We start from the raw sequence: 17,834 nt of genomic DNA, 5'->3' as shown, positions 1-17,834 counted from the left end.
CTTGACATTTTATTAATTTTATTGAGAAATACCACTTGCTAAAATACCAAGAATTTTATTCACATCTTTGAGATAATATTCGCTTAAATCGATGGTCAATGTTTGTGCTTCTAGTTTGAGAAATTGCCAAATACTGCCCGTTGTGACTGCTCCGTAAATTGTTTTAATCTCAGTTGCAGCTTGCTGATTAAAAATTTGGGCTGCTACCATTTCTGCTGCACACTGACCCAAACCCGCATTAATATTTTCTTTTTTAGCTTCTACAACTGTAATTACTGGTGCTGTCAAAATTAGAATTTCTGGAGATTTAGTAATAATAAAATCGCAAGTGCCGTTTAATCCTTTGCTATTATCGACAGTGAAATCTACTCCAGAAAATAAACCAATTTGTTCGCGGAATTGTCGGCGTAAATCAACTAAAATTGGAGCAATAATTAATTCAGAACGAGCTTTTTCACTATTACTACCTAAAGCGATCTCCAGGTTGTAATTGAGTGTTTCTGCAAGTAAATTACTCGCTGTTAATTCAGGAACAGCAGCGAAAATATCGCGTTTTTCTAATGTGGTTAAACTAAACTCTTGTTTTGCTTTAGCTAAACTAAACTCGCTGTAAGCCATAAAACGAATACTCCCTTTCACTTTTAAACAGAAGAGTGAAATTACCGTCCAACATCCAAGTTAAAGTAGAAACTACCGTCAACAATTCTGTTGCTGCTATTTTGGTGATGCCTACGGCTGGCTACGCCTACGTATTTGTTATATAGGAATCATATTTGATTTCTGAAAAAATCTCGGTAGTCTTGTAGTGGACTGTAATGGCTTTAATGTTGCAAAAAAATTGTCGGTTGGGTGGAGGCTTTGCGTAACCCAACATCCTGATAATCTGTTGGGTTGCGCTCCGGCTCCACCCAACCTACGTCTAATGCACTATTAAAGCCATGACAGTCCACTACGTGCATTTCAAAAATCAAATACTAGTCCTATATCAGCGATCGCATTTGCTATTTCGGCGACAGCATTTGCTATTCTGAAGGCTTATCTTCTTAAACTACGCGGGTCGAGTGCATCTCTGAGTCCATCACCGAGTAAGTTGAATGCCAGCACTGTGAGAATAATCAGCACAGCCGGCGGCCATATTAACCAAGGTTGCAACACCAAAATTGAAGCATTGCTAGCCAGAGAAAGCATATTTCCCCAAGATGGGTCTGGTTGTTGAATACCCAAGCCGATGAGACTCAGTATCGCCTCTGCACCAATAAAGCTGGGAATTGCAAGAGTTGCAGAGATAACGATATAACTAGCCGTTTGCGGCAAAACATGGCGGAGGATGATATAAATTGGGTTCCCGCCCATTGCACGCGCTGCTTGGACAAATTCTCGCTCTTTAATTGATAGTACCTGTCCTCGAATGACCCGTGCTAAACCAGCCCAGCTAATAACTGAAGTAATCACCACAATCAGCAAAAAGCGCTGGGTACTACTTAAACCCGCTGGTAAGACTGCGCCCAATGTTACCAAAAGATAAATACTAGGGAAAGTCATTAGCACTTCTGCCAAGCGCATAATGACGCTATCAGTCACACCGCCGAAATAGCCAGAAATTCCCCCGATGAGCAAACCGAGGGGATAGGTAATGATAATGCCAAAAATCCCGATAAACATACTGATGCGGCCGCCATGCAGGAGGCGACTAAATTGGTCGCGGCCTTGGTCATCAGTGCCCAAAATATTGACTTTTGCGCCACTTGTTGTGCCAAATAAATGCCAATTTAAGGGAATACCAGGAAATATTGTCACTTCATCCCACTTCGGAGGTAGTGGCAAACTCATCTGCAACAATCGGTATTCTGGCCCGGAAACAAATAGACGCAGGGGTGAGGGCTTTGTCGAGTCTACAATGAGTTGGCGATCGCCTGTATCTAAATTCGTATCTCCCTGAGTTGTCGGATAAACATAAGGGCCGATAAACTGCCCTGATTGAGAAACCCAGCGTATCTTAGTTGGTGGCAGCAGTGAACCATTAGGCTGTGAGGCATAGGGGTCATAAGGAGCTACGAAATCAGCTGCAATTACTCCTATATAGAAAATTAACAGCAAAATTGCCCCAAATCGTGCCAAAGGATTTTTCTTAAGTCGTCGCCACCAATCCATAGTAGTTAGGAGTTATAAGTTAGGTGTTATGAGTTATTAAGCTTTCATTTTAATTCATAACTCATCATTAATAATTCTTAACTCCCAACTCTGCCAATTTTGGATTTTAGATTGAATAAAAAATCTAAAATCCAAAATTGAATAACTCTTAACTCCCAACTGCTAACTTCTCTAAATACCGCTGCTGTTCTTCCTGTTGTTTTTCATGTTCCACAACAAACACGTTTGAGTAGAGATTAGCGAGAATTTGTTTTCCTTGTTGTGTCAATGATAGGTAATGCAGTCCTTCTTGGATATAGGGATATACGCCATTCCAATAAAACTTAGCGTAGTTATTACGTAAATCGGCAGGGGTTTTATAGCCTAAAACTTTATTCACACCAGTTTCTTCAAATTCGTAAAATAAAGAAGTAATTTTCTTTAGGTAACGCGGGTCACTTAGTTGACCAATCAAATCAGCAGCACGTACTAATCCTGCAAAGCACTTTGTATCTTGATGATCTTCTGCCGCAGGTACCGGAAATCGAGTCAATTCAATATTGCTCTTAATTGCCTCAGCGTCTATTAACTTGTGACCTCCAAAACGCTCATCAATAAAGAGCTTGGCTCTATCAACATGATACGGCGTCAGACTGGCATCAGAAGCGCCAGAAGCTACAGAAATCATTCTGCCATTTTTACCTGTGGCATATAAGCCTGCTGTTTCTCGGTCTTGTCGGCAAACTCCCTTAACATAGCCAATATCATGACTCACCAAAGAAATGATGCAATGCAACCAGTCTTCACTGGAAACACCACCTTCTCTGATGTGTTTGCCACGTAAAATTTCTTGTCCCACCAGGGTGACTAGAACAGTGTGTTCAACATTATGGTAAAGGGCGTCGCTATTGGCAATGTTTTCCAAAGCCATGTTACCTGCCCAGGCGATAATGTCCTGATAATCATTTTTAAAGCAGCCATAAGTGCGACGGTAGCCGTCTCGAATTTCATTTACAAAGGCATCAATTAAAATTTCAGTGGCATTGAACATATCTGGTTACTCTGGTAAATACCAATTATTTATTGATTTGATTGATTTCAAGATTCCATAATCAAGGACACTCTTGCTGGAATTTAAGGCAATGGAGTTTGCTCCTTTGTAACTCACGTCTAGCTGTGGACGCTAGCTTTATCTATGCCTGGGTTAGATGGTATTGCATGGCTTCCTGGCAACACAAAGGCTTTAGAGGAATCATAGATTGCGTATAAAAAAGAATTTTCTGGTGTACCAAAGTACATAAATGCTTTTGATTCTAATTGAGATAAATTTAGATGAGCTTTCTCAGTCTTTCATATCTAAGCCTTGGTTGGCAGTGATCTAAATACGGATACTGTGTGACATAGAGTAGCTGTATGAGATGAGATAATTTTTTGCATCATAATCTAAATAATATTTTTTAGCATTTTTTCATAGTAATTTCTCTTAGAAAGAAAGTTATATTATATACTATCGCACATCAAAGACATTTACTAGGAAATGCGTCATAGTTGATATGAAGTAAATAAATTTCAAGTTTTCTTAAGAAAATACCAAGATTTGTATGCATAGACAGAAAGTGGAGGTGAAACTGTGAGCGATGAAAGTGTTTTAGAAGTTGAGGTGGAAGAACCTGTAACCTCTGAAGATACTAGCTCTTTGAGGAAATCAGATCAAAAACTCACCAGGGCATGGTTGAAGCCATTATTCTTGGGTGCTGGTTTAGGAATCGCGATCGCCTTGGTTGGGATGAGTGTATTAAATCGTTTTCCATCCCGTCAACAAAGTGCGGTAGCGGATAAAAAAGTTAACCCAGCGATGACAGTCACCATCGCCACAGTAGAAACCGCCCGTGTTGTTCGTACCCTTAAAACGACTGGGACTGTAGCAGCGAGTGATTTAATTCCGGTGCTACCGCAGACAAACGGCTTACAAATTAAAAGCATCCCGGAAAATGTGAAAGAAGGAGCTTTTGTTAAACAAGGTCAAGTGTTGGCGGTGTTGGATGGTTCCATACTGCAAAGCCAAATTAGCCAAGCAAAAGCAGATGTAGAATCGAAACAAGCAGATGTGGCATCCAAACAAGCAGATTTGGCATCCAAACAGGCAGATTTGGCATCAAATAAAGCGATAGTCCAACAAAAACAAGCCGATTTAGCTCAAGCTAAGGCAAGGCTAGAAGAAGCAAGTAAAAATTATCAGCGCTATCAACAACTCGCTGACTCTGGAACGATTAGTAAGCAAGAACTCGATACTCGTTCCTACAATGTGAAAACTGCCATACAAGTTGTGAATCTGTCCCAAGAAAATGTGCGTAGTGCCCAGGCTAATATCGGCAGCGCTCAAGCCAATATTGGTAACGCCCAAGCTATTATCAACAAAGCCAAAGCTGATGTTCGCAGCAGTGCTGCTAAGGTGCAACAGCTGCAAACTCAGTTGGGACAAACTGTGGTGCGTGCGCCGGTTTCGGGAGTAATCGCCGAGAAACTAGCTAGAGTAGGTGATGTCACTGGTATACCGCCGCAAACCCAGGTGGGAACTGTGATTGGTGGCACACAAAAGCTATTTTCGATTATCCGAGATGAAAAACTCGAACTTCAGGCGAAGGTGCCCGAAACTCAACTAACTCAGGTGAAAATTGGCGCATCGGTGCAAATTACTTCTGATGTCGATCGGCGAGTGCGATCGCAGGGACGAGTCAGAGATATACAACCACAGGTAAACGATCAAAGACGTGAGGCGACAGTAAAAATTGACTTACCGCCAACAACTTCACTTAAACCAGGAATGTTTGCTAGTGCTGCAATTACTACTAACTCAGGGATGAGGATGGTAGTACCGCAAAAAGCGGTGCAATCCCAAGCAGACGCAAGTGTAATTGTATTCATCTTGTCGGCTAAAAATCTAGTCCGCAGCCAGAAAGTAGAGTTAGGAGATCCTGGTAACGGCGACACAGTGGAAATTAAGAGTGGGTTACAGTTAGGCGATCGCGTCGTAGTTGATGGTGCAGGCTATCTCAAAGATGGCGATCGGGTTCGAGTTGCAAATTAATAATTTCTAATATTTAATGTCTAACCCAATATCTAAAATCTAAAGTTTCCCAATGTCTTTTAATATCTCAGCCTGGTCGATTAAAAAACCTGTTCCCACGATAGTTTTATTTTTAATTTTGACAGTGATGGGTTGGTTCTCCTTCATATCCTTGGGGATTGATACTAACCCAAATATTGATGTGCCAACAGTTTTGATTAAAGTCACCCAACCGGGTGCAGGCCCAGCAGAACTAGAATCCCAAGTGACGAAAAAAATTGAAGATGCTGTCGCGGGGTTGGGCAATATCGATTATATGATTTCCACCGTCAGCGATGGGAATTCTAAGACAACAATCAATTTTGTTTTGGGTACAGATAGCGATCGCGCCACCAATGATGTTCGGAATGCGATCGCTCAAATTCGCCAAGATTTACCCCAAGATATCAACGATCCGATTGTGGAACGTCTGGAATTTTCCGGCGGCCCGGTGATTACCTACGCAGTTAAATCAGATCAGCGTTCTGTAGAAGAATTAAGCAACCTTGTAGACCAAACTATTAGCCGTGCCTTATTGGGAGTTCGTGGTGTAGCACAAATTCAGCGTGTGGGTGGGGTTGACCGAGAAATTCGGATTAATCTTAATCCCAACCGCTTACAATCTTTGGCAATTACCGCCACCCAGGTAAACGACCAAATCCGCGCTTTGAACATTAACTTACCCGGTGGACGTGCCGAAGTTGGTGGTAGCGAACAAAGTATCCGCACTTTAGGAAGTGCCACCAGTGTGGATCTTTTGAAAACCTACGAAATCCTTTTACCACAAGGTGGTTCCGTACCTTTATCCAGCCTGGGAACCGTAGAAGATAAATTTGGCGACGTGCGTCAAGCTGCCCGCTTGAATAATCAACCCGTGGTAGCTTTCCAAGTGTTGCGTAGTACTGGCAGCGTTCTGGTGACTGTTGAACAAGGAGTGAAAGCAGCAGTCAAAGAACTGGAAAAAACCCTTCCCCCAGATGTCAAACTGGATTTAATTTTTACTAGGGCCGATATTGTCCGCCAATCTTATCAAAGCACCATTGATGAATTGATTCAAGCTTCAGTGTTAGCGGTGATTGTTATTTTAGTATTTTTGCAGGACTGGCGAGCAACATTGATTACCGCTGTTGCCTTACCCCTGTCAATAATTCCCACCTTCGCAGTACAGCAAGCCCTTGGTTACACCCTCAACAACATGACTTTGTTGGCATTAGCGCTGGCGGTGGGCAACTTGGTAGATGATGCCGTTGTGGAAATTGAAAATATGGAACGGCATATCGCTATGGGCAAGTCAGCTTGGGAAGCTGCTTTTGAGTCTTCCGACGAAGTAGGGTTAGCGGTAATCGCAAGTTCAGCGACGATTATTGCAGTGTTTCTGCCCGTTGCCTTTATGGGTGGGATTCCGGGGCAATTTTTTCAACCATTTGGTGTTACCGTTGCCGTTTCCACAATTTTTTCAACTCTTGTAGCGCGGATGGTTACGCCCATGATGGGGGCGTATCTTTTAAAAGAGGAGGAGGGGAGTAGGGGAACAGGGAGAACAATAAAATTATTCAATTTTAAATTTACACTTCCAGGTAGCGGGAACGGAAGTAGAAAACTCAGAACTGAAAAGCGTCAAGGCTTTCAACCTTATAGATCACTCTTAGAGTGGGCGTTACGCCATAGATTGACAACAATGGCGATCGCTTTAGCTTTCTTCGTTGCCAGTCTGACGCTGGTTCCCTTGATTCCCAAAGGTTTCGTTGACGATGGCGACTTCGGGATTTCTAACGTATCTATAGAATTACCTCCTGGTTCCACTTTGTCAGATGTTAACAAGGTAGTTACACAAGCGACTGACATCATCCGGCAAAACCCACTAGTTGAACGTGTACTAGCAACGGAAGAGATCAATTCTGCAACCCTTAGCATTAATCTCAAACCTAGAGAAGAACGGAATATTTCCCAAAAACAGTTTGAGGAACAAGTGCGCCCTGACTTTGAGCAAATACCAGGAGCTAGAATTAGTTTCAAAAGTCAGTCACCAGGTGACACTGGCAAAGGTTTATCAATTGTCCTTAGAAGTGAAAATCCTCAAGCATTAAATCAAGCTGCTGATGCCCTAGAAAAGCAGATGCGATCCATAGCTGGATTGGTAGAAGTGGCTTCTACTGCGAGTTTGGTGAAACCAGAGATTTTAGTAATTCCTAACCCGCAACGGGCAGCAGATTTGGGGGTGACAGTACAAGCGATCGCTCGTACTGCTTCCCTTGCCACCATCGGCGACAATGAGGCCAACTTGGCAAAATTTAATTTAAGCGATCGCCAAATCCCCATTCGTGTCCAAATAGACCCGAAAGCCAGGGCTGACATCAATACAATCACAAATCTGCAAGTCCCTAGTCAAAATGGTAGATTAGTTCCCCTTGTGGCAGTAGCAGATATCCGCTTTGGTAGCGGCCCTGCTACCATTAACCGCTACGATCGCGCCCGTCAAGTTGCTGTAGAAGCCAATTTGCAAGGGCTTTCTTTGGGAGAGGCAGTAGAAACAATCAACAAACTACCTGCAATGCAAAACTTACCACCAGGAGTAGTACAGCAACCTTCAGGCAGTGCCAAAATTATGCAAGAGATTTTCGGTCGCTTTGGCGGTGCATTAGGACTGGGATTAATGTGTATCTATGCAATTCTGGTGCTGCTGTATAACAACTTCCTCCATCCATTATCGATTATGGCAGCCTTGCCTTTTTGTTTAGGCGGCGCATTGGTAGCGTTGCTGCTTGCCCAAAAACCCTTGGGACTATATGCCCTAATTGGCATTGTGTTGCTGTTGGGGATTGTCACCAAAAACTCGATTCTGTTAGTTGACTATACAATCATCAACATGCAGTCAGGCAAAACCCAACGTCAGGCACTCGTAGAATCGGGCGTGTCACGTCTGCGCCCGATTTTAATGACTTCTTTAGCAACGATCGCAGGTACTCTACCTTTAGCATTAGGAATTGGCGCGGGTTCGGAAGTTCGCCAACCAATGGGAATTGCCATTTTGGGCGGTTTCACAACTTCCACCCTGTTGACACTGGTGGTAGTACCAGTGATATTTAGCTACATTGACAACTTCCAAACTTGGATTATGGATAGATTGCGCTATGGCTTTGGTAAGAAAGCATCGCGCCCATAATGCCCCATGCCCAATGCCCAAATTTGTGCGACGCCGATAGCGAAGCGGTAGCGAGTCATCGAGCGTCATAGCCCGTCGTAGATATTGCTGTCATATTGCTTTACATCTAGATAGATAGACAGCTTGACCGAAAAGTTCTACAATCTGACTGATTGCGGTAAATTTACCTATTGCCCAATCCACATAAGCATAGTGAAGATTTTCTAGTGATTGCGTTTGATTGCGGAAGCACTAAATTAGTATAGGAAAGTCTTAGAGTAAGGGGCAGCAAAAAAATGGATGTAAAGCTGATTCTAGCTGGATTAACAGTTATATTTACGCTTTCGTGCTTATTTTTTGGCACGAAAAATGGATTCTATGATTCAGATAACTATCATGGCAATGGCTCCGCACATTGAGATAAGTCTGTAGACGCTTGGGCGACTTCCCGTTGGATGAGTTGGCTAAGAGCGCTTATAACTTACAAAGGGAAAATAAACAAGAGGCATCCTTTAGCTCCTAGTTTAACGGCTTCTCGTTAGTCCACCTTTCCGAACCAGTGCGGGTTCGGTGAAGGCGTCCTCCCCAATCAAAAATCTGTATTTTCAGGGTGTAGGGGCGCACGATAAAACTTACCCCTAAGTCACAAAACCAAAATTTGTGTAATTTTTGGATTTTGGGATATGTCCATGATGATAAGGTTTGAGGGGAGGAAAGCATGAGGGATAATCTGTCGGCATCCTCTCGCGTAGATGCTGCGGAAGCGGGTAGTGAATTAGAATGTTTGCCCTATAGTGTTCAGCATGACAATGAGGGCGTGTGTTTATTGGTGAAAATGGGCCCACACCGCATTCTGTTGGACTGTGGTTTGGAGGATATTTCATCACTAGGTAAGGGGCTTACTAAGTCGGGACGTGGAGCTAGTTCGCCCCTACCAGCAGATTTAGTTTTGATTAGTCACGCCCACCCAGATCACGCTAAAGGCTTATTGGCACTGCATAAAGCTTTTCCCAAGTTACCTATTTATGGTAGTGAGGTGACTAGCAAGTTACTGCCGCTGAATTGGCTGGACGAAGACCCTGAGAAAATTTCCCAATTTTGTCATGCCTTACCCTTGCGATCGCCTGTGGAATTCCAAGATGGTTTGGTGGCAGAATTATTTCCCGCAGGGCATCTACCAGGGGCAGTAGCAATTCTCCTTACCTACACCACCCAGCAGCGTACTTACAAACTCCTGTATACAGGGGACTTTTTCTTATCGAATTCCCGGCTGGTAGAAGGTTTGCGTTTAGAAGAACTGCGGGGCTTAGACTTGGATGTGCTAATCATTGAAGGCAGTTATGGCACATCCCGCCATCCTCACCGCCGCAACCAAGAAAATCAACTCGCAGAGCGAATTAATCGAGCGATCGCTGACCATTGTTCTGTAATCCTTCCCACCCCGGCTTTAGGATTGGGTCAAGAATTATTAATGCTCTTGCGATCGCATCACCACTTCACCGGCCGAGATTTAGATATCTGGGTAGATGGTGCTGTCGCCACTGGGTGTGATGCATACCTCGAACTGCTACCCCATCTCCCCCCATCGGTGCAGAACTTCGCCCGCCATCAACCCCTGTTTTGGGATGAACGGGTACGTCCCCGCGTGCGTCGTTTACAACCAGAACATCGTCCCAGTGTAGGCAAGTCACCTTGTATTGTCCTCACCGACTCGACATCTGATTTAAGTGAACACTGCCAATTGGATACCGGCCCTTGGCTGATTCTCCTACCAGAAAAAATTGATATAAAAGTTAATAAAGAATATTTAGCGCCTACCACTGTCGAGACCTACCTATTGGCTCAACATAGTGATGGGCCTGGTACTACGCAGCTAATTCATAATTTGCGACCCCAGCACGTCATTTTTGTCCACGGTTCTCCTGCGTACTTGGCAGACCTGACGAGCTTAGAGGAGTTGCAAAACCGCTACCATATACATTCCCCGGCGGCTGATACCTTGGTAGAACTGCCCATCGGCGATACATTTTTACAACCAGCAGCACCAGAGACTAACTACGAAGGCGAACTGACAGAGTTAGGAACAGTAATCACAATTACCCTCCCCAATGTGATTACTGCTGATCCGCGTTGGCGGCAATTTGCCGATACTGGTTTAATCGAAGCTCGTTGGCAAGGGGAAGAACTAGTATTAAGGGGATTGTCTCAACGAGAACTGCTCAACCAAAATAGCGATCGCTATACATGGACAGATGTAGACTGTTGTGGTAATTGCAGACACCAAAGGGGGCAGAGGTGTTGGAATCCAGCTTCACCGTTGTATAACTTTAAGGTAACTCTCGAAGGTTACTGTCCTGCCTTTGAACGTTTATCTAGTCCTGAGTCCTGAATGCTTAATGCTGAGTTAGGATTTTTTAACTCAGCACTCAGCACTCAACACTCAGCACTAATTATTTATTCTGGATTCGAGTCAGTGTAACGGTTGTGGATGCGCTCTGCTTCGGGACAATCTTCAGTCATCAGAGGTTCTACATTACCGCGTGGTACTGAAGCCAATTTTTGCGTTACAGCACCAATGCTCTCAAGGCGAACCATTTCTTCCCAAGAACAAACTTCATCCTCTTCTTCTGTTTCATAGCGTAGGGTCACTAAATCTCCCTCTATGTCTATGATGCGGGCGCGTTCAATCCAGCGTTGCTGGTCCCGCAAGAAAACACATACCTCGCGCCCATCGCAACACAGTTGATAAATCTTGCGGTGTAGCATGTACTGTTTCTGCCTTTTTAAACAACGTAGTTAAACCTGTCAAAATCTGGGTTCTACCCCATTACATTACACCTTTAAGAGGTTCATTTCACTGTTCAGAACAAGTACGTTTCATGACCCAATCCTAAGACTTGCTTCTAGTTGTCAAAATATCAGGATAATGTTGGGTCAGAAATCAATTGTTTTAGCAATGAACTCAATCTCCCTCCGGCTCATTTTAGGGAATGTCTGCTTCATAGAAGTCAAACAATTCAGTACCTGTCCTAACCAGGTTCATATTTGTTGGTGAGTCATTCTTACCATTATGTAATAAAGAATACTCCAAAAGAATCGTTGAATGCGGTTGTTTAACTTGCCTACTTTTACTCATTGGCATTACTGGGAAGTCCGGGGACTTGGCTTTACTTTTACCCACTTGTATCTGATCTTAACTCATTCTCTTGCTGACCTTGATGCTTTTCAACAACAACACCCAAATAGTTTTGAATTTTTCAAGTTTTTGCCTGAAAAAAGGCAACATAGTAGGGGAAGAGGTAGAGGGGAAAGATAATGAGAAAATTCGACTCCAGAAGTCTCAGGAGGATTTATACGGTAGGGGAAATTCTATAAGCACGTTCGACGAGGATGCTTCTCGTTTAATTTTACCTGCGCGAACTGCATCGTATAGGGCAGCGATGTCTGGCAAATCCTCTGACTGATAGCATTTAGTGGCTAGCACTTGCTGGAGTAAACCCTCAGATTCAACACTAAGATATCCAGTTTGGAAAGCAGACGCAATGATTGTGCGAATCATCTTGATTAGGCCAGAGTGAGCAATTTATTAGGTCTAGTGTGGAATATTTTCCTTTCTTGCTAATTGATATGGAACATTAATACTATGTGATTAGTATTACACTGATTCAGTGATTCACATCACAATACGAGTTTTTGATACTCCCTTTATTAATATACGTAGATAGAAGGGCACAGAAATTTTCAGCATCAATGTTGAAAAGCTAGATGGTTTAACAAAATTAAAATATAAAAATTTTTTCAACAAGCATCTACAAAATATGGTTAAATATCAGCAATCAAGCAAAAAACTGACGGAAATCTTCATCTTTTTGACTTAATTGCACCCAGTCTAGGTTTAAAGACTGGAATTTTTGCACCAAGCGATCGCAAGCTGGACGTTCGGTAGCGTAATGTCCAGCATCGATTAAAATGAGATTGCGGTCGCGGCTTTCTTGAAACTGATGGAATTTACAGTCAGAAGTTAGATAAGCTTGGGCACCGGTTTTGGCGACGGCTGAAATATAACTAGCCCCCGAACCACCTAAAACAGCAACTCGTGAAATTGTTTCCTGTAAGTCAGGAGTTGGGGAAAAAATCAAATTAGGGGGACAAAGTCGGGTTTGAATGGTTGCGAGTAATTCCTGTAATGTCAGAAATGGCTCTAGCAAACCAACACGACCATATCCTAATCCTGCTTGTGTAAGTACTATGGGAGTAACTTCTTTGAGTTCTAAAATCTGAGCCAAAACGTCAGCAGTCCCATCTTGCACTTGGTCAAAATTCGTGTGGGCAGTGTAAACACCAATATTGTGGCTAAAGGCTAACCGTACCATTTCAGCGATCGCTTCACCAGTGCGTAAAGATTTGAGAGGATTAAAAATCAAGGGATGATGGGCAAATATTAGATTAGCATTAAGAGCGATCGCTTCCTGCATTACCGCCAAAGTTGGTGTCAAACAGACCAAAACCCGTGCTTTTTCCGGCAAAATTCCTGGTTCAATCTGCCAGCCACAATTATCCCAGCTTTCACACCAAGCGGGATTCGCCCATGCTTCAAACCAAGCAATTAAATCAGCAATTTTCATTCTAACTATTTCCAGCTAATCATTTTGTATACAGCAAGTAGCTAGATACTAGCATTTTACAATTTGTGAATTTTGAATTTATTATCAGTGCGTAAAAATACATCCGTCTAAATAGTTAAAGAATCACGATAATATTTGATAAATCAATGTATAAATCATACTGGATTCCTTCTAAATTCTGATTTCTGAGTGCTGAATTCTTATATCAATGTCTCTGTGGTTGAATATTTAATTTTAATGCTAATTGCTGGCGCATTTCTTGGAAAGGTTTGTTCCACACAGGGCTAGCATTCCAGTTCCATACTGCTACTGGAATAAGTTGTTCCTCAGCAAGATAAGTTAGCAGACGGTATTCATCTTCTGGTTCACGAGAAAATGTGAAGGGGTTGCGGTAGCCTGTCTCACACAGTTTATAAGATCCGACCTGACCATGATTAATACGTTGTAAAAGTTCCTTACCCTTGACGAGCAAATAATCCAAAAATAACAGACTAAAAGGCTCTATATGTGCGCGTTTTTGTGGCTCTTTTTGTACCCATCTTGCCCACTCAAATCCATATATAAAATCATGAACATAACGGAAGCGCATTTCCGTTTTATTTCCGAACATCTCTGTCAGACAAACCATCTTTTCACCAAAAATTTTTAAGAAATTAACAGCGCCATTATCTGCGGTTAAAGCCTGTCTAAGCATACTACTTACAAGAAAATCAAAATCCCAGAAGATGTTTTCTGGAAAGTTTTGCAACTGAGTACGGACTATACTTTCAAGAGTTTCATTAATGGTTGTAATAATTTGAATTTCAGTGTTTTTTTTAGTAATCACATTTCCCAATTCTGCAAAGCTGGTAATTAATGTCTTTTGGGGACTAAGTGATAATAGGTTAACAGACTGCTGGGCAAGGATTTGATCAATACATTCAAAAGTATGAGTTGGTGTCAATTCTTGCTTCATAGTAATTCCAATACCACAGATATCTTACACTAAATATTAGTGTATTTCGGAATAATTAGATTATTCAATAATTATAAATAAACTTAACTTTCGGCTTAAAAAATTAATATAGATTTCGTGGATATGTGGTTAAGTTTTATAACAAAGCGATTACGGCGAAATTTATTTAATGCATATCACCGCGCAGTTTATCATATTTATAATCCCCAAAGGGTACGCAGTATAAACAGGATATTTGAATTTTATCAAACTACACTGTAAATAAACGATAATTGAGAACTATAAGAGGATGTTTGAAAAGTATTTGGCTGTTATTTTAGGCACTTTGATCCCCCCTAACCCCCCTTAAAAAGGGAGGAACCGGAGTCAAAGTCCCCCAATTTATCGGGGGATTTAGGGGGATCTAAAATATTTTGATACCGACAAGAGGACTTTTCAAACAACCTCTAAGTCTTATATTTGATTTTGGAAAAATTCAGTACACATCTATATCCTTTTTAACTGTTCCCTCTTGCCTACCTACGTAAGTAAGTTCTCCGAATCAAATCGGATTCCTATATCTATCCAGAAATGTGAACAACCAATTCTCTGGAATGACTGCGCTGGCGGTGTTCCCAAATATAAATTCCCTGCCAAGTTCCCAGTACCAAGTGACCACGATTAATTGGAATATGTTCAGAAGTGTGGGTGAGTGCGGTACGGATGTGTGCCGGCATATCATCCGGGCCTTCTGCATCATGGATGTATTTGCCCGATTCTGGCACAAGTTTTGCCATAAAATTAACTAGATCCACAAGAACATCAGGATCAGCATTTTCTTGGATCACTAAACTGGCTGAAGTATGGCGCAAAAATAAAGTACAAAGACCAGTTTCAACCCCAGATTCTGCAACTGCGGCTTCAACTTTTGCAGTGATGTTGTAAAAAGATTTACCAGTGGTGGAAATTTTTAGTAACTTTTGGTAGTGAGTCATTTAAAACAGTAATTATTGATGACAGTAAAAGCTAATTAGCAGTTCAGCTTGCTTTATTTAGTTGTTGTTTTGGCGTTGGTTAATCACTAAATTGAGTATGTTTTTTCTCAAGAAGCTTAACACCACATTTACAGACTCTTTGAGAAATTCGGGGATGATCGGTGTGTTAGCTAGATTGTCAGATAAAGCTGTAATGCTGGCTGGATCTAACTCTGACAGTTGTAAACTATTTATAGAGGATGTTGTATCATCTTGATTGGTATTCACAGTTTTTGTAGTTTAGGAATTAAATAAACTGTTACTTGATGTATGTAACAAGGCAACAAAGGCGATTTTAGCAGTGACAAAAATAGCGGATGTCAAGGATGAACAATATCCTCTACTTGCTTCTGGTTTTCATTATAAGTCTCTCTCAAGTTAACTAACATCTGTAACTGGTATTGTTGAGGTGAAAATTTCAAATATTTATTCTGAAAATCGTCAGTTTCTAGGTTGGGGCTGACAAAAATTTTGCGTGGTAATAAAGTCCGTATTGGTAGCATAAAGTTAAAAAGCAGTAATAAGGTTTTAGTTACACTGAAAAGACTAAATATTGTCATAAATCTAGATATTGTTAAAAAAGTTAATATAGAGATTATCGGTTAAGTGAGCTACAAGAACCCCCATTTCCGACGCAAGACGATCATTCTCAGATTAATTTGGGTATTTTAACTGATTGACAAAAATTAGTTTATCTAAAAGGATGTTTGAAAAGTATTTGACTGTGATTTTAGGCACTTAGATCCCCCCTAACCCACGCCAGTCGCTCCACTTGGGGAGACCCCATCGCGCAGCGTCTCGTAGAGAAGACCGCGCTGGCTCCCCTTAAAAAGGGGGAAACCGGAATCAAAGTCCCCCTTAAAAAGGGGGATTTAGGGGGATCTAAAACTATTTGATACCGACAATAGGACTTTTCAAAGATCCTCTAAGTAAGTCACAAATGACAGATGGTGCATTTATTCAATTTCCAATGCCCCACATAAATCTTGTATATCTTTTGATGTATTATTTTAATTTTTCCACCTATCCTATCCCCCTGGATGGGATAATAAGTTAATAGTAGGGAACATTTCCCTAACTATATCTCTCTGCACTCTGGTTATATTGAGGAACTCATTGTGGTTGCCACGCCGGAAAAAGTACAACACACTCACGAGCAATTATCAGGTAAAGACCGTGTAGCCGTACTGCTCATGGGCTACGGCGAAGTCGAAAGCTATGAAGATTTCGCCAACTATAACGAACAGGCTTTAAATCTGCTGACAGCAAAATTCGCACCAGTACCAACCTGGATTTATCCCCCCCTAGCAAAGCTTTTGGCGCTATTTGACCGCCACGAGTGGGGACATACACATCACGATTTTATCTCCCCACACAACGCCATCTTTGAACAGCAGCGTGCTGGGATTGAGAAGAATTTACAAGAAAAATGGGGTGAGAATGTCCAAGTTTTCAAGGCTTTCAACTTCTGCGCCCCTTTCCTACCCAATCAAGTTTTGGCAGAAATCAAAAACCAAGGCTTCGATAAGCTGCTAATTTACCCATTGTTGGTTGTTGATTCTATCTTTACTAGTGGTATTGCGATCGAGCAAGTTAACAATGCTCTCGTTGAGTTGAGTGATGGTGAAGAACACTGGATTAAGGCACAGCGTTATATTCCTTCTTTCTTCAACGAACCAGCCTATATCGATTTAATGGCTCATTTGGTTGAGGAGAAAATTGCTGAGTTAGGTGCAGCTTATCTACCTTCTCAAATCGGCATTGTGTTAATGAATCACGGCTGTCCCCATAAGGCTAAAGGCTTTACTTCTGGGATTGCCGAAAGTGAAGGAATGTACGATTTAGTTCGGGATAAGTTGATTAACCGCTATCCGTTAATCTCGGTAGGTTGGCTCAATCATGACACGCCATTGATTGATTGGACACAGCCAAATGCAGAGCAAGCGGCAAATAACCTGATTCAACTGGGTGCGAAAGTAGTGATATTTATGCCAATTGGCTTTGCTACAGAAAATCACGAAACTCTATTGGATGTACACCATATCATCCATGCTTTGGAAAAACAGCATCCTGGTACGAACTACGTGCAAATGGCTTGCGTCAATGACCATCCAGAATTCTTGTCAATGGCAGCGCAATGGGCTGATGCTCATATTGCACAATTGTTGTCAGAGCAAACTTTAGCAATTAATCCTCAACTCGCAGGGGATCACCATCATCACCACCATCATCATTAAGTAAAGTTTGAGTTTTAATAGGGTGGGCAAAGCTTTGACCACCCTACAAACTAATTTACGCCCCGCAGCTTGCGAGTATTATCAACTAAACTCTGAGCAAATTGATCAAATCTTTGAGAGAGTTTCTCATCTAGCAGTTTGCCTTCAGGACTGAAAGCACCCCAAGCTTGTCCGATCGCAATTTGTTCAGGGATAGACCAACAATGCACCCATCTGGTAATTAACCGTAGTTCGTTTAGAGCGTTGCTATTAGACTGACCACCTAAGACACTAATAAATCCTGCCACCTTATCAGACAGTTGCTCAAAGCTCATCAAATCCAGAGCATTTTTCAGGACACCACTAACACCACCATGATACTCAGGTGTCGCTAAAATTAATCCATCAGCCTGACTAACTGTATCTTGCAACCGCTGAACATCTGGATACTCTGGATACTCCTTTGCACCAGTGCAAAATGGTAGCTGCAAGTGCCTTAAATCGAGAATTTCTACCTCTGCACCTACAGCTTCAACCCTTTGCGCTGCTACTTGTAAAGCAAGCTGGGTATAAGAATTGGGTCTTAAACTACCACCAATGCCAATAATTTTTACCATAATTAACCCACAAACTATTAACTAGCTACT

Annotated in this window: 16 protein-coding genes; 4 read left to right on the top strand and 12 right to left on the bottom strand. The window is 42.0% G+C overall.

Features of this window, described 5'->3' with window-relative positions:
• Nucleotides 1-18: 18 nt before the first annotated feature.
• The 4 genes from V7K62_RS01505 to V7K62_RS01490 all read right to left on the bottom strand — a co-directional run bounded on the left by V7K62_RS01505 (nt 19) and on the right by V7K62_RS01490 (nt 3,181).
• On the bottom strand, nt 19-618 hold the full coding sequence (locus tag V7K62_RS01505; protein ID WP_334860982.1) for a hypothetical protein: 600 nt from the start codon (nt 616-618) through the stop codon (nt 19-21).
• Between the two features lie 203 nt (nt 619-821).
• A complete protein-coding gene (locus V7K62_RS01500) occupies nt 822-959 on the bottom strand; it encodes a hypothetical protein (protein WP_334860980.1) in 138 nt (45 codons plus the stop codon).
• A gap of 76 nt (nt 960-1,035) precedes the next feature.
• Nucleotides 1,036-2,151, bottom strand: a complete 1,116-nt coding sequence (locus V7K62_RS01495) for an ABC transporter permease (RefSeq protein ID WP_334860978.1) — start codon at nt 2,149-2,151, stop codon at nt 1,036-1,038.
• Between the two features lie 148 nt (nt 2,152-2,299).
• Complete coding sequence (locus V7K62_RS01490) at nt 2,300-3,181, bottom strand: Npun_R2479 family HD domain-containing metalloprotein (RefSeq protein WP_334860976.1); 882 nt, start codon at nt 3,179-3,181, stop codon at nt 2,300-2,302.
• Between the two features lie 579 nt (nt 3,182-3,760).
• Here V7K62_RS01490 and V7K62_RS01485 point away from each other — a divergent pair.
• The 3 genes from V7K62_RS01485 (at nt 3,761) to V7K62_RS01475 (ending at nt 10,767) form a co-directional block, all read left to right on the top strand.
• Entirely contained in the window at nt 3,761-5,218 is a 1,458-nt protein-coding gene (locus V7K62_RS01485) for an efflux RND transporter periplasmic adaptor subunit (RefSeq protein ID WP_334860974.1), read from the top strand.
• A gap of 52 nt (nt 5,219-5,270) precedes the next feature.
• Nucleotides 5,271-8,399, top strand: a complete 3,129-nt coding sequence (locus V7K62_RS01480) for an efflux RND transporter permease subunit (protein ID WP_334860972.1) — start codon at nt 5,271-5,273, stop codon at nt 8,397-8,399.
• 697 nt (nt 8,400-9,096) lie between these two features.
• On the top strand, nt 9,097-10,767 hold the full coding sequence (locus V7K62_RS01475) for an MBL fold metallo-hydrolase (RefSeq protein ID WP_334860970.1): 1,671 nt from the start codon (nt 9,097-9,099) through the stop codon (nt 10,765-10,767).
• Between the two features lie 65 nt (nt 10,768-10,832).
• Here V7K62_RS01475 and V7K62_RS01470 read toward each other — a convergent pair whose 3' ends face one another.
• The 7 genes from V7K62_RS01470 to V7K62_RS01440 form a co-directional block, all read right to left on the bottom strand.
• Entirely contained in the window at nt 10,833-11,144 is a 312-nt protein-coding gene (locus tag V7K62_RS01470) for a DUF6679 family protein (protein ID WP_012408115.1), read from the bottom strand.
• A 574-nt stretch (nt 11,145-11,718) separates the two neighbouring features.
• Nucleotides 11,719-11,937: a hypothetical protein gene (locus V7K62_RS01465; protein ID WP_334860968.1), complete on the bottom strand. Its 219-nt coding sequence runs from the start codon at nt 11,935-11,937 to the stop codon at nt 11,719-11,721.
• A 277-nt stretch (nt 11,938-12,214) separates the two neighbouring features.
• Nucleotides 12,215-13,003, bottom strand: coding sequence for a Nif3-like dinuclear metal center hexameric protein (locus V7K62_RS01460; RefSeq protein ID WP_334860966.1), 789 nt, complete (start codon nt 13,001-13,003; stop codon nt 12,215-12,217).
• Nucleotides 13,004-13,208: 205 nt separating this feature from the next.
• Nucleotides 13,209-13,958, bottom strand: a complete 750-nt coding sequence (locus V7K62_RS01455; protein ID WP_334860964.1) for a hypothetical protein — start codon at nt 13,956-13,958, stop codon at nt 13,209-13,211.
• Between the two features lie 560 nt (nt 13,959-14,518).
• Nucleotides 14,519-14,932: a secondary thiamine-phosphate synthase enzyme YjbQ gene (locus V7K62_RS01450; RefSeq protein ID WP_334860962.1), complete on the bottom strand. Its 414-nt coding sequence runs from the start codon at nt 14,930-14,932 to the stop codon at nt 14,519-14,521.
• Between the two features lie 57 nt (nt 14,933-14,989).
• Entirely contained in the window at nt 14,990-15,199 is a 210-nt protein-coding gene (locus tag V7K62_RS01445) for a hypothetical protein (RefSeq protein WP_334860960.1), read from the bottom strand.
• Between the two features lie 92 nt (nt 15,200-15,291).
• Nucleotides 15,292-15,531: a hypothetical protein gene (locus V7K62_RS01440; protein WP_334860958.1), complete on the bottom strand. Its 240-nt coding sequence runs from the start codon at nt 15,529-15,531 to the stop codon at nt 15,292-15,294.
• 558 nt (nt 15,532-16,089) lie between these two features.
• Between V7K62_RS01440 and V7K62_RS01435 the strand changes: the two genes are divergently transcribed.
• Nucleotides 16,090-17,208 carry a ferrochelatase gene (locus V7K62_RS01435; RefSeq protein WP_334860956.1) on the top strand — a complete coding sequence of 373 codons (1,119 nt, stop codon included), beginning with the start codon at nt 16,090-16,092 and terminating at the stop codon, nt 17,206-17,208.
• 50 nt (nt 17,209-17,258) lie between these two features.
• Here V7K62_RS01435 and V7K62_RS01430 read toward each other — a convergent pair whose 3' ends face one another.
• Nucleotides 17,259-17,804, bottom strand: coding sequence for an NADPH-dependent FMN reductase (locus tag V7K62_RS01430; protein ID WP_334860954.1), 546 nt, complete (start codon nt 17,802-17,804; stop codon nt 17,259-17,261).
• Nucleotides 17,805-17,834 lie beyond the last annotated feature (30 nt).

This window comes from Nostoc sp. (genome assembly GCF_036917935.1).
Classification (GTDB): Bacteria; Cyanobacteriota; Cyanobacteriia; order Cyanobacteriales; family Nostocaceae; genus Nostoc.
Note: the sequence above shows the minus strand (reverse complement) of the source record. Positions and strands in the feature narration are given on the sequence as shown.